At 67.9% G+C, this 13,830-nt stretch carries 7 protein-coding genes; 4 read left to right on the forward strand and 3 right to left on the reverse strand.

Features of this window, described 5'->3' with window-relative positions:
* Positions 1 to 119 precede the first annotated feature (119 nt).
* Together MKK54_RS02610 and MKK54_RS02615 are read left to right on the forward strand one after the other, a co-directional pair.
* Entirely contained in the window at positions 120 to 449 is a 330-nt protein-coding gene (locus tag MKK54_RS02610; protein ID WP_244008942.1) for a hypothetical protein, read from the forward strand.
* 64 nt (positions 450 to 513) lie between these two features.
* Positions 514 to 1,458, forward strand: coding sequence for a ferredoxin--NAD(+) reductase (locus MKK54_RS02615; RefSeq protein WP_244008943.1), 945 nt, complete (start codon positions 514 to 516; stop codon positions 1,456 to 1,458).
* Positions 1,459 to 1,575: 117 nt separating this feature from the next.
* Here MKK54_RS02615 and MKK54_RS02620 read toward each other — a convergent pair whose 3' ends face one another.
* Positions 1,576 to 4,119: a glycogen/starch/alpha-glucan phosphorylase gene (locus MKK54_RS02620; protein WP_244008944.1), complete on the reverse strand. Its 2,544-nt coding sequence runs from the start codon at positions 4,117 to 4,119 to the stop codon at positions 1,576 to 1,578.
* A gap of 470 nt (positions 4,120 to 4,589) precedes the next feature.
* Between MKK54_RS02620 and MKK54_RS02625 the strand changes: the two genes are divergently transcribed.
* Together MKK54_RS02625 and glgA are read left to right on the forward strand one after the other, a co-directional pair.
* Positions 4,590 to 6,188, forward strand: a complete 1,599-nt coding sequence (locus MKK54_RS02625) for an alpha-amylase family glycosyl hydrolase (RefSeq protein WP_244008945.1) — start codon at positions 4,590 to 4,592, stop codon at positions 6,186 to 6,188.
* A 168-nt stretch (positions 6,189 to 6,356) separates the two neighbouring features.
* Positions 6,357 to 7,862, forward strand: a complete 1,506-nt coding sequence (glgA, locus tag MKK54_RS02630) for a glycogen synthase GlgA (protein WP_244008946.1) — start codon at positions 6,357 to 6,359, stop codon at positions 7,860 to 7,862.
* Between the two features lie 310 nt (positions 7,863 to 8,172).
* Here the strand turns inward: glgA and glgB are convergent, their stop codons facing one another.
* Both glgB and treS read right to left on the reverse strand, forming a co-directional pair.
* Positions 8,173 to 10,473, reverse strand: a complete 2,301-nt coding sequence (glgB, locus tag MKK54_RS02635) for a 1,4-alpha-glucan branching protein GlgB (RefSeq protein ID WP_409564117.1) — start codon at positions 10,471 to 10,473, stop codon at positions 8,173 to 8,175.
* 3 nt (positions 10,474 to 10,476) lie between these two features.
* Positions 10,477 to 13,734 carry a maltose alpha-D-glucosyltransferase gene (treS, locus tag MKK54_RS02640; RefSeq protein WP_244008948.1) on the reverse strand — a complete coding sequence of 1,086 codons (3,258 nt, stop codon included), beginning with the start codon at positions 13,732 to 13,734 and terminating at the stop codon, positions 10,477 to 10,479.
* Positions 13,735 to 13,830: the final 96 nt, after the last annotated feature.

Genomic DNA, 13,830 nt, shown 5'->3' on the forward strand with positions numbered 1-13,830 from the left:
GAAGCGAGCGTGATCCGCAGGATCACATTAAAGCTCCCTTAACCATGATCCGCCATCGTCCAATCCGAGAACGGGTGCGGACGGCAGGGCGCGAGCGCAGGCCGGCGGGAGATGGCGTGATGACGCAGGCTGCGTTGCGGATCGTGGACGATGAGTTCGACACCAGCATCGTCCGACGCCTGATGGCTCGGCCGCTGCGGGTGGTCGCCGAGGTCGCCCCGACCGGCTCCGAGCCCGAGGCCGCTTCCGTCGCCGCCACGGAGCTGTCGCGCCTGAAGGCGGAAGTCATGGTCATGAAGGCCGTGCTCGGCGCCGAGCGTCGCGAGAGCGAGCGCCTCCGGGCCTGCCTCACCCGAATGGACGATCCCGAGACGCTGTCGCCCGAGGCGCGGGCCGTGCGCGACCGCTGGGCGGCCCTCGTCGACTTGATCCTGCAGGCGCCGCACTGACGCCGCGCGAGCGGACCCAGGCGACCTCCACCCTTCCCATCTCTCCCCGACACGAAGGACGACCATGAGCGCCCGCTGCTCGCTCGTCGTCAACGGCAAGTCCGTGCGCTGCTCGACCGGCGATACGCCGTTGGAGGCCGCCCTTGCCGATGGGATGATCGCTCCCAGTCCCGGTCTGAACGGACAGGGTGCCGCCCCCGCGCCGCGCCGGGCGCAGAGCCGCGCGCACCGCAGCGAGTCGGTGAAGCTCTCGCTGCCGCGCGCGGCCGCCATCGAGGCGCCGCGCCCCTCCGCATTGCCGACCCGGCCCGCCGCCGCGCAGAAGCGCACCGGCACCGTGACCGAAGTCACGGCCCTCGGCCCGCACACCGTCGAGGTCGTGGTGACGATCACGCGGCGGCTGGCCCTGGAGCCGGGCCACCAGGTGGTCGTGACGTTCGAAGGCTTCGCGCCCGTCACCCTGAGCCCGACCCTGCGCGTCGACGGGTCGGCGGAACTCAACGAACTCGTCTTTCACCTGCGCCTCGAAAGGGATGGCACCGGTCTCGGCCACGCCTTCGGCGAGGCGATCGGCCTCGACCATCCCGTGAAGGTGAAGGGTCCCGTCGGCCGTGGCTACTACCGTCCGGGCAGCGGGCGCCTGGTTCTCGTCGCCGCCGAGACGGGCTTCGCGCCGATCTGGTCGATCGCCCGCGCGGCGCGCTACATCGATCCCGCGCGCGAGATCACCCTGATGGTCGGTGCCCGCGATCCCCTCGACCTCTACATGCGCCCGGCCCTCGACTGGCTGCGCGCCACGGGCGTCACCCGCATCGTCACGGTCTCCGACCGCATGCGCCAGCGCCCGCCGGAGGTTCGCCCCGGTCCCCTCACGGCGCACCTGCCTTCCTTGCGCAGCACCGACGTGGTCCACGTGGCGGGCGATGCGTCGACGGTGGGCGCCGTCGAGGTGCTGGCCGCCTCGGCCGGTGCGCGCTGCTACCCGGTTCTGCTCGAACCCGGAACCTGATCCCCGGCCGAACGAAAACAGGAACGGGCGCGTCTCTCCGTGGGAGACGCGCCCGTTCCTGTCGGCGGGTAATTCCGGCGAATGCCCGGTCCTCGGACAGGACCGGGCAGAGCCCTCTCAGGCGACCCGGACGCGCCAGATCTCCTCGGCATATTCCCGCATCGAGCGATCCGACGAGAACCACGCCATCCGCGCGGTGTTGAGGATGGCCGCGCGCCACCAGGCTTTCGGATCGCCCCAGGCGGCGTCCACCGCCCGCTGCGCACGCCAGTAATCGTCGAAATCAACGGTGAGCAGGTAGCGGTCGTTGTGGCGCAGATCGTCGACGATCGGACGGAAGCGGCCCGGTTCCTCGGGCGAGAACCCGCCGGCCTCAATGAAGTCCAGGGCGGCCTTCAGGCGCGGCGAGGCGGCGATGGCGGCTTCCGCGTAATTCGGCTCCGCCATCCGCGCCTGCACGCCGGCCGCGTCCAGGCCGAAGATGAAGATGTTGTCCGCGCCCACGTGATCGCGGATCTCGATGTTCGCGCCGTCGAGGGTCCCGATGGTGAGCGCGCCGTTCAGGGCCAGCTTCATATTGCCGGTGCCCGACGCCTCCATGCCGGCGGTGGAGATCTGCTCCGACAGATCGGCCGCCGGAATCATCGCTTCAGCGAGGCTGACCGAGTAGTTCGGCAGGAAGGCCACCTTGAGGCGCCCGGCGACGTCCGGATCGGCGTTCACGAGCTTGGCGACGTCGCAGGCCAGCTTGATGATGAGCTTGGCCTGGACGTAGCTCGGCGCCGCCTTGCCGCCGAAGATCTTGACGCGCGGCGTCCAGTCCCTCTTCGGATCGGCCTTGATCGCCTGGTAGAGGGCCACCGTCTCGATCACGTTGAGAAGCTGGCGCTTGTACTCGTGGATGCGCTTGATCTGCACGTCGAACAGGGCGGACGGATCGATGGCGATGCCCGTGCGCTCCGCCACCACGCCGGCGAGCGTCTCCTTGCGGGCGCGCCGCATGGCGGCGTAGCGCGACTGGAAGTTCGGGTCTGAGGCCACGTCGGCCAGTCCGGTGAGAAGCTCGGGCGTGTCGAGAACCTCCGGTCCCACCGCCTCGATCGCGAGCGCGGTCAATTCGGGGTTCGCGTTGTGCAACCAGCGGCGGAAGGTGATGCCGTTGGTCTTGTTGACGATCTTGTCGGTGTCGAGGGCGTGCAGGTCCTTGAACACCGTCGAGCGCATCAGGTCGGTGTGCAGGGCCGAGACGCCGTTGACGCGGCGGGCCCCCAGGAAGGCGAGATGGCCCATGCGCACGCGCTTGCCGTGGCTCTCGTCGATCAGCGAGACGGAGGCCAGCTGCGCGGCGCTGCCCCGTCCCTGCTTGCCCTGCTCCTCCAGGTGCATCCAGTTGATCAGGTAGATGATCTGCATGTGGCGCGGCAGCACCCGCTCCATCAGCTCCACCGGCCAAGTCTCCAGAGCTTCCGGCAGGAGGGTGTGGTTGGTGTAGCCGAGGGTGTGGGTGGTGATGTGCCAGGCATCCTCCCAGTTCAGGCCGTGATCCTCCAGGAGGAGACGCATCAGCTCGGGAACAGCGATGGCCGGATGGGTGTCGTTGAGCTGGATCGCCGCGTGGTCGGGCAGCGAGCGCAGATCCCCGCGCTCGGCGACGTGGCGGCGCACGAGGTCCTGCAGCGAGGCCGAGGTGAAGAAGTATTCCTGGCGCAGGCGCAGTTCCTGGCCCTCGGCCGACGAGTCGCTGGGGTAGAGCACCCGCGAGATGGCCTCGGCCCGCGCCCGGTTCGCCACGGCACCGACATGGTCGCCGCCGTTGAAGCGCGCGAGTTCGACCGGCGCCTCGGCCTCCGCCTTCCACAGGCGCAGGGTGTTCACGTGGCGTCCGCGCCAGCCGACCACCGGCACGTCGTGCGCCACGGCGCGCACGGTCTCGGCCGGGTGCCAGTGGCGGCGGATGACGCCCTCCGACACGGAGGACATGGTGACGTGACCGCCGAAGCCGATCGTGTAGGAGGCCTCGGGCCGCACGAATTCCCAGGGGTTGCCCTCGGCGAGCCAGGTCTCGGGGGCCTCCCTCTGCCAGCCATCCTCGAGGGACTGGCGGAACAGGCCGTGATCGTAGCGGATGCCGTAGCCGATGGCGGGAATCGAGAGGCTCGCCATGCTCTCCATGAAGCACGCGGCCAGGCGCCCGAGGCCGCCATTGCCGAGCGCCGCATCGGGCTCGGCCGCCTCGACGTCCCCGAGGTCGACGCCCAGTTCGCGCAGCGCCGCGCGGGTGGTCTGGACGAGACCGAGGTTGTTCATGGCATCGGACAGGAGGCGACCGATGAGGAATTCGAGCGACAGGTAGTAGACGCGCTTGTTCGGGATGGTCCGCTCGCCGTCGATGCAGGCATCGACGATGCGGTCGCGCAGGGCCAGGGCGGTCGCGGCGAACCAGTCCCGCTCGCGCGCGGTCGCGGGCGTCTTACCGATGGCATAGGCCAGCTTGCCGAGGATCGCCTCCCGCAAATCGGCGACATCGTTGCCGGACACCGCCTTCGTCGGCAGCGCTCGACTCGAGACGGTGGATGCGCCGGAGCGCGCCTTCACGTCCGGGGCCATCGCGGCGGAGGCCTCATCGTGTCCATCCCGTCTGATCAATTTCTCGTTCAACACGTCTCAAGTCCCCCCTTCTCAACCGTGGGACATGGCCGCCAGGCTCGGCTCGACAACCCGAGGGGTCGAATTCAGTCCAGCGTTCCTGTCCTTCGTTCGGTCCAGCCACCTTGGTCGCGCTCATCGATCGTTAGTCATCTCAAGGATGAGATGAACCGGTATTTCCTTCGTAATTCCTGCAGATTTTTTCAAAAATCATCCCGGTGCTTATCGCGTTGGCCGGCCCTCTGGCAAATCTGCGGTGATCGAGGCTGCCTCGGGTTGCTTGCGCGGGCATGCCTTGACGACGTGGCCCGCGCGCGACATCCGCCGCGTCACCGTGACCGACAGTCCCAACGAATGCGTGCGGGAATAAGACCACACGACGTTGGAATATTGTCTGAACGCGCATGCCCGGGACGGGTCGCGACGCACCGAATCTGCCGCTAGGGTCCGGCCCGTGCACGGAGCGGGATCGGCGGGAGACAGGCATGGCAGATACGGTCTGGTGGAAACGCGGCACCGTCTATCAGGCCTATCCCCGCTCCTTCCAGGACAGCGACGCGGACGGGGTCGGCGACCTGCGCGGGATCACGCGGCGCCTGGACTACCTCGCCTGGCTCGGCGTCGACGCCGTCTGGATCTCGCCGTTCTACCCCTCGCCGATGGCGGATTACGGCTACGACGTGGCAGATTATTGCGGGGTCGACCCCCTGTTCGGAACGCTGGCCGATTTCGACGCGCTGGTGGCAGAAGCGCATTTCCGCCGCCTGAAGGTCATTCTCGACTTCGTTCCGAATCATACTTCGATCGCGCATCCCTGGTTCGCGGAGAGCCGGGCCTCGCGGACGAGCCCGAAGCGCGACTGGTACATCTGGCGCGACCCCGCGCCCGATGGCGGGCCGCCGAACAATTGGATCAGCAACTTCGGCGGACCGGCCTGGACCCGGGACGAGGCGAGCGGACAATATTATTACCACGCGTTCCTGCGCGAGCAGCCGGACCTGAACTGGCGAAACCCGGAGGTCCGGGCCGCGATGCACGACGCGCTCCGGTTCTGGCTCGACCGGGGCGTCGACGGCTTCCGTGTCGATGTGATCTGGCACCTGATCAAGGACGAGGGATTTCGCGACAATCCGGAGAACCCGAATTTCGCGGCGGGACAGGCGGAGATCAATCGCTTCGCGCAGGTCTATTCCGCCGACCGCCCGGAGGTGTTCGATATCATCGCCGAACTCCGCGCCGTGCTCGCGCCCTACCCCGAGCGGGTGCTCATCGGCGAGATCTACCTGCCGGTGGAGCGGCTCGTGGCCTATTACGGCGCCAACCTGACCGGCGTCGATCTGCCCTTCAATTTCCAGTTGATCCAGGCGCCGTGGAACGCGCGCTCCCTCGCCGACCTCATCGAGTCCTACGAGGCGGCCCTGCCGCCCGGCGGCTGGCCGAACTGGGTGCTGGGCAACCACGACCAACCGCGCATCGCCGCGCGGGTCGGGCCGGCCCAGGCCGCGATCGCGGCGATGCTCCTCCTCACCCTGCGCGGCACGCCGACCCTGTATTACGGGGACGAGATCGGCGTCGCCCACGTGTCGATCCCGCCCGAACGGGTCCGGGATCCTTGGGAGCGCAACGAGCCCGGCCATGGCCGCGACCCCGAGCGTACGCCGATGCAGTGGGACGACTCGTGCCATGCCGGCTTCAGCGATGCCGAGCCCTGGTTGCCCCTCAGTCCCGACGCGGCGACCCGCAACGTGGAGTGCCAACGCGACGACGCCACCTCGCTCCTGACCCTGTACCGGCGGCTGCTGCGCCTGAGACGCGACCACACCGCCCTGTCCGTCGGCGCTTATCGCGGATTGCCCGGGATGCCCGACACCGTCCTCGCCTACGATCGTCACGACGATGCCGCGACGCTTCGCATCGTGCTCAACTTTGGTGCGGAGCAGCAGACGATCACCCTGCCGGAAGAGCGCGGCCCACGCTGGTCGTTGCTGCTCTCGACACATCCGGACCGTCCGGAGACCACGATCGCCGGCGGATTCGTGCTCGGCGGCGACGAAGGCCTCATCCTGATCCGCGATCACCCCTGAGGCGCGTCCGCCCCGACATTCATCGCACGTTCAAAAAATCGTCGTCGACGTGGCGTAAATTGTGCGTCGCAACGGAACCGCGACCGATTTGAGGCGTTCACGATGTCGACGTCGAAGCTGGGCCCTCGTTGCCAATCCCCGCCTATCGCTCGACGCGGGAATGATTTCATGAGCCTGGCGGATCAGACCGATCACCTCGACACGCACTATCCCCTTCGATCCCGCCCCCATCTTCAACCCCGCATCCTCTTCGCGACGCCGGAGATGGCCGACTTCGTCAAGACGGGCGGCCTCGGCGAAGTGGCGGGGTCCCTCCCGAGAGCCTTGCGCAAGCATTACGACGTCCGGGTCCTGATCCCGGGATACCGTCAGGTCGTCGAGCAGTTCGACCATATCCCGGTCGTCGCGCAGTTGCCGGGTCAGGCGGACGTTCCGCCCTGCGAACTCGGCCTCGTGGAGACGGGTGACGGCCTGCAGGTCTACGTTCTGCTCAACGCCGACCTCTACCAGCGCGACGGGACGCCCTACGGCAACGCACAGGGCGATTTCGGCGACAACGACATCCGGTTCGCGCGGCTCAGCCTCGCCGCGGCAGAGATCGCGCGCGGGATCGACCCGGCCTGGGCGGCCGATCTCCTGCATCTGAACGACTGGCAAGCCGCCCTTGCCCCGGCCTATCTCGCCTGGCGCGGCCTGCGGGTGCCGAGCATCCTCACCGTCCACAACCTCGCCTATCAGGGCGTTTTCCCGCGCGAAACCCTCGGTCGCCTCGGTGTGCCGGAAGACGCCTTCCAGATGGACGGCGTGGAATTCTACGGCCAGATGTCGTTCCTCAAGGCCGGCCTCTACTACGCCTCGCACGTCACGACGGTCAGCGAGACCTATGCCCGCGAGATCATGACGCCCGAATCCGGTTGCGGCCTCGACGGGCTGCTGCGCACCCGCGCGGCCCAGGGGCGCCTCGCCGGAATCCTCAACGGCATCGACGAGAGCTGGGACCCGCGCACCGACCCGCATCTCGCGGCCCGGTTCGAGGTCGACGACTGGAAGGGCAAGCGCGCGAATGCCGAGACCGTTCGGCGGCAGTTCGGCCTCGCGGTCTCGCGCGGCCCGCTCTTCGCCATCGTCTCCCGGCTTGTCCACCAGAAGGGCATCGACCTCAGCATCGCGGCAGCGGAATCCATCGTCGCCGAGGGGGGCCAACTGGTGGTGATCGGCCAAGGCGAGCATCGCTTCGAGGGCGCGCTGCGGGACCTCGCCCGGCGCCACCCCGCCTCGGTTGGCGTCCATGTGGGCTTCCAGGAGAAGGATGCCCGGCGCATGTTCGCCGGCAGCGACTTCCTGCTGATGCCTTCGCGCTTCGAGCCCTGCGGCCTCGCCCAGATGTATGCCCAGCGCTTCGGCTCCCTGCCGATCGTCCACCGCACCGGCGGCCTCGCCGACACCGTCGAGGACGGCGTCACGGGCTTCACCTTCGGCGACGCGTCGGCACGCGGCTTCTCGCAGGCCATTCGCCGGGCCTTCGACACCTTCGGACAGAAGAAGCGCCTGAACGCCATGCGACGGCACGCCATGTCGCGCTCGTTCGGATGGGACGAGGCCGCGGTGAACTACGCCTCGCTCTATGCCCGGGCCTTCGGCAATTCGGCGGGCCTGCGGATGCGCGCGGCCTGATCCGCCGTCCCGACGCCCTGGAAACGACAGACGCCGGCGAGGTTCTCCTCGCCGGCGTCTGTCGTTTCGGACCCGTCTTCCGCCGCTCAGTCCGGTGAGCGGCGGGATTGACCGGCGGCCGGATCATACTGTTTCCGCCTGATCAGTTCGGTGACGGAGTGACTCGCGGGTCCCCTCTCCTGGAAGGAGAGGGACAGGGTGAGGTGTGTGACCTCTCCGGAGACGGACCACACCTCACCCCAACCCTCTCCTTCCAGGAGAGGGAGCCCGTCGCGTCTGATCGTCCCGAAGGGGTCAAGCGGAACCGGTATCACCCCTCGCGGACGAAGATCGTGGTGGCCAGCGGCGGGATCGTCAGGGTCACCGAGTAGGGCTGGCCATGGCTCTCGACGGCCTCGGCCTGGACACCGCCCATGTTGCCGACATTCGACCCGCCGTAGCGCTCAGCATCCGAGTTGATCGCCTCGCGATAGAAGCCGGCCGCGGGCACGCCGATGCGATAGCCCTCGCGCGGCACGGGCGTGAAGTTCGAGACGACGACGGCGAGTTCCCCGGCCTCGCGCCCCTTGCGGGCCCAGGCGATGACCGAATTGTCCTGGTCGTCCGCCACGAGCCACTGGAACCCGGCGGCCTCGGTGTCGCGCGCGTGGAGGGCGGGCGTCGCCGCGTAGAGGTGGTTCAGGTCGCGGATCAGATCCTTGACGCCCCGGTGCATGCCATCGTCGAGCAGGTGCCAGTCGAGGCTCTGGTTGTGGTTCCACTCCTTCTCCTGGCCGAACTCGCAGCCCATGAAGAGCAGCTTCTTGCCGGGATGCCCCCACATGAAGCCGTAATAGGCCCGGAGATTCGCGAATTTCTGCCAGCGGTCCCCCGGCATCTTGCCGAGCAGCGAGCCCTTCCCGTGCACCACCTCGTCGTGGGACAGGGGTAGGATGAAGTTCTCCGAGAAGGCGTAGAGCAGGCCGAAGGTCAGGTCGTGGTGGTGGTAGCGCCGGTGGATCGTCTCCTTCGAGACGAAATTCAGGGTGTCGTGCATCCACCCCATGTTCCACTTGAAGCCGAAGCCGAGGCCGCCCGTGTAGGTCGGGTGCGAGACGCCCGGCCAGGAGGTGGATTCCTCCGCCACCGTCAGGGTGCCGGGAGCGTGAGAATAGGTCGCCTCGTTGGTCTTGCGCAGGAACTCGATGGCATCGAGGTTTTCGTTGCCGCCGTACCGGTTTGGGATCCACTCGCCCTGCCGGCGCGAATAATCGAGGTAGAGCATCGAGGCGACCGCATCCACGCGCAGGCCGTCGAGGTGGTAGTGCTCCAGCCAGAAGCGCGCGTTGGCAGCGAGGAAGCTCGAAACCTCCGTGCGGCCGAAATTGTAGATGTAGGTGCCCCAATCCTGGTGGAATCCCTGCCGCGGATCGGCGTGCTCGTAGAGATGCGTGCCGTCGAACTGACCGAGGCCGTGGGCGTCGAGGGGGAAGTGCCCCGGCACCCAGTCGAGCATCACGCCGATGCCGGCCGCGTGGGCCGCATCCACGAAGGCCGCGAACTCGTCAGGCGTGCCGAAGCGGCTGGTCGGCGCGAAGAGCGAGACCGGCTGGTAGCCCCATGAGCCGTCGAACGGAAATTCCGTGATCGGCAGCATCTCGATATGGGTAAAGCCCATCTCCTTGACGTAGGGGATCAGCCGCTCCCCCAGTTCCCGATAGGTCAGGTAGCGGTTGCCCTCCTCGGCGACGCGCGCCCAGGAGCCGAGATGGACCTCGTAGATCGAGATCGGAACGTGGCGCGGGTCCTTCTCGCCCCGCGTCGCCATCCACTTCTCGTCGTGCCACGCGGGGTCGTTGGTCCCCTGGAGCACGGAGGCGGTCTCGGGCGGCTTCTGGGCCGCGAAGGCGACCGGGTCGGCCTTCAGCGGCAGCAGCGAACCATCGGCGCCGCGAAGTTCGTACTTGTAGTGAGCACCGGCCTTGAGGCCCGGGACGAACAATTCCCAGACGCCGCCATTCTGCCAGAGCCGCATCGGGTGGCGCCGGCCGTCCCAGTTGTTGAAGTCGCCGACGACGCTGACGCGGCGCGCATTGGGGGCCCAGACCGCGAAGCGGAAGCCCTCGATGCCGTCCACGCTGCGCGCCTGGGCACCGAGGATGCGGTAGGTGACGTTGCTGCCGACCTCACGCAGGTTGTCGATGTCCTCCTGCCGCAGGGACGAGCCGAAGCCGTAGGGGTCGTGGCGCGAGCGCTCGACACCGTCCCAGGTCTCGACCACGAGTTCGTAGAGCGGGCGCCCCTCGCTCGCCACGCGGGCGACGAAGAACCCGTCCGGATGCTTGCGCTCGAAGGCCGTCCGCTTGCCGCCGACGAGGAGGCTCGCCGATTTCGCCTCGGGCAGCACGGCACGAACCTCCCACTGACCCTTGGCGACCTGATGCGGTCCGAGGACCGAGAAGGGATCGCCGTGGTTCGCCGCCATGATGGACGCGATGGCGTCCGGGTGCAGGGAGGCCGTTTCGGGCGCCGCGCCGTGCGGCGCCCGCGTGGCAACGGGCGCAACGTCCGCCGATCCGGAGGAGCCCGAGGGGTGTCCGGTCCTGCTCGCGAACGTCTCGTCGATGCCCATCATTCAAACGCCTTTCTTGATCTCGTCCAGAATGTTGAGAACCCCACGTGCGGGGATTTCGATCCAGTCGGGACGATTGTTCGCCTCGTAATCGACCTCGTAGAGCGCCTTCGTCAGGATCGAGAGCTTGAGCAGGCGGCTCTCGGTCTCCGGGTCGGTGACGGCCGCGCGGCTCACCGAGACGGCCTCGCGGTAGCCGTCCAGGAAGGCTGCATCGATCATGCCGCGCCAGGCGATCGAGGCTCGGCGCGCGCGCTCCTCGGAATCCGAGAAGCGCGCGGCGATCCCGCGGGTCACCGTCTCGGCGCCGTAGGCGAAGGAGCGCAGCATGCCGGCGACGTCGCGCAGCGGCGTCGACTTGGTGCGACGCTCGTCCGCCGGCCGCGAGGGCTCGCCCTCGAAATCGACGATGATGAGGTCGTCCTCGGCCGCCAGCACCTGCCCGAGGTGATAGTCGCCGTGGATGCGGGTCTTCATCGCGCCGATGGGGGGACGCGCCGTGAGCGTCTCGATCGCGGTCTCGACCTCGTGGCGGCGACCCGCCAGTTCGGTGCTGGCCGCATTCGAGGCTCGGCCCGCCAGACCGTCGAGGCCCCGGAAGGCACGCTCGGCCTGACGCCGGGTGTCGTCCGCGAGGGCGTGCAGGTCCGCGTGATCGAAGGGCTCCGCCGCGAAGGCCGGATCGTCCGTCTCCACCGCGAAGGCATTGTGCATCTCGGCGGTGCGGCGTCCGAGCAGGATCGCCCAGCGCAGATGCGCCTCGAAGGCCTCGGCCGGCGACGGCGCCTCGCTCTCGGGTGCCAGCACCACCGTGTCGAAGTCGCGGCGCAGGCCCTCCAGCATCAGGGTCCAGGCATCGCCCTGATTCGGCACGAACTTCTGGAGCACGGCCAGAGCCGTGCGCGTGCCCTCGGCATCCACGTGCTCCAGCACGCCCAGAAGCGCCGGAGTGTTGTGGAAATGCGCCGTCTCCGTCAGGAACCGCCCGACCTCGATCTCCGGATGGACGCCCGTCTGCAACCGGCGCAGCAGCTTGAGCATCATCTTCGAGCCGATGGCGATCGAGGTGTTGCTCTGCTCGGCGTTGAGCGAACGGACCTCACCCGCCTCGAAGGTGACCTCGGGATCGAAGGCCGAGGTGGTCGAGAACACGAGGCGCCCGGTCTCGGTGGCGATCTCGCGGCCCTCGCGCATACCCTCGATCATCGACACCGCGAAGGTCGGCGAGGCGGATGCACCGAGGAGCAGGCCGGTGCGCGGACCGCGGCGGACGCGGGCCACCGCGTGCTGCAGCATCGCCTCGTCCTCGCGGCCTTCGTCGACCGCCACGGGCACGAAGTAGTCCTGCCGCTCGCCGGTGGAGAGATGGACCGCCACGCGCGGCAGCAGGAACCGGGCCTCGCCGGTGCTGTCCTTGAGGGCGGCGCTGTCGGTGACCTGCACCGACTTGATGCGCGAGCCCTTGGCGGCGAACCAGCGGCGGGTGGCGATGAAGCGCGGTGCCACGGTGCGCTCGAAGGCGATGCGCTCGCGCCCCGCCATCAGGGTCTCGATGCCGCCGGTGAGGACCAGCGTGAACAGTTCGGGCAGTTCCGGCTGCGGGCCGACGGCCCCGGTATTCGCCGCACTCAGGGAGAACCAGTAGAAGCCGTAGGACGGCAGGGTGAGCAGGTAGGGCAATTCGCCGATGGCCGGGAACTCGGACCCTCCGGTGAGTTCGATCGGCACCGCGTTGCGCAGTTCCGAAAGGTCGAGCTGCACCGCCTGCGGCGCCCGCGAGAGGTTGGCGACGCAGAGCACGCGCTCGCCCTCGAACTCGCGGATCCAGGCCAGCACCTTGCGGTTCGAGGGATACAGGAACTGCATGCCGCCGCGCCCCAGGGCGACGGAGTTGTTGCGGATCGCGATCATGCGCCGCGTCCAGTTCAGCAGGCTGGTCTGCGACTGGGTCTGCGCCTCGACGTTAATCGCGTCGAAGCCGTAGATCGGGTCCTGCACGGAGGGCAGGAACAGCTTCTGCGGATTGGCGCGCGAGAAGCCGCCGTTGCGGTCCGGCGACCATTGCATCGGCGTGCGCACGCCGTCGCGGTCACCGAGATAGATGTTGTCGCCCATGCCGATCTCGTCGCCATAGTAGAGCACCGGCGTGCCGGGCATCGACAGGACGAGGGACTTCATGAGTTCGATCTTGCGCCGGTCGTTCTCGAGGAGCGGCGCGAGGCGACGGCGGATGCCGAGATTGATGCGGGCACGGCGCTCGGCGGCGTAGAACGACCAAAGGTAGTCGCGCTCCTCGGCCGTCACCATCTCCAGCGTCAGCTCGTCGTGGTTGCGCAGGAAGATCGCCCACTGACAGCCCTCGGGGATCTCCGGGGTCTGCCGCATGATGTCGGTGATCGGGTGCCGGTCCTCACGGGCGATCGCCATGTACATGCGCGGCATCAGCGGGAAGTGGAACGCCATGTGGCATTCGTCGCCGTCGCCGAAATACTGCGCCGTCTCCTCAGGCCACTGGTTGGCTTCCGCCAGCAGCATCCGGTCGGGATAGCTCGCGTCCAGCGCCGCGCGGATCGCCTTGATGACCGTGTGGGTCTCTGGCAGGTTCTCGCAATTCGTGCCGTCACGCTCGATCAGGTAGGGAATCGCGTCGAGGCGCAGGCCGTCGACGCCCATGTCGAGCCAGTAGCGCATCACCTCGATCACGGCTTCCAGCACCGCCGGGTTGTCGAAGTTGAGGTCGGGCTGGTGGCTGTAGAAGCGGTGCCAGAAATACTGCTTGGCGACCGGGTCCCAGGTCCAGTTCGAGACCTCGGTGTCGAGGAAGATGATGCGCGTGTCGGAATACGGCGTGTCGGTGTCCGACCAGACGTAGAAGTCGCGCTCAGGGCTGCCGGCCGGCGCCTCGCGGGCGCGCTGGAACCAGGGGTGCTGGTCGCTCGTGTGGTTGATGACGAGCTCGGTGATGACGCGCAGGCCACGCTCGTGCGCCGCGTCCACGAACCGCCGGAATTCCTCCATCGTGCCGTAGGAGGCGTTCACCTCGCGGTAGTCGCCGATGTCGTAGCCGTCGTCACGCAGCGGCGACGGGTAGAACGGCATCAGCCAGATCGCCGTGACGCCGAGGTCGCGGACATAGTCGAGCTTCTGCGTCAGGCCCTCGAAATCGCCGATCCCGTCATTGTTGGAGTCGAAGAACGACTTGACGTGGATCTGGTAGATGATGGCGTCACGGTACCATTGCGGATCGCTGCGATCGATCATCGCGTCGTTGCCTCATACGTCGAGTTCAAGGGCGTTTTCGGAGTCATCGCACCGGCTCCTCGCGAGAGGTGACCAAGCGTGCCGTCAACTGCGTGG

This window comes from Methylobacterium sp. J-068 (genome assembly GCF_022829445.1).
GTDB lineage: Bacteria > Pseudomonadota > Alphaproteobacteria > Rhizobiales > Beijerinckiaceae > Methylobacterium.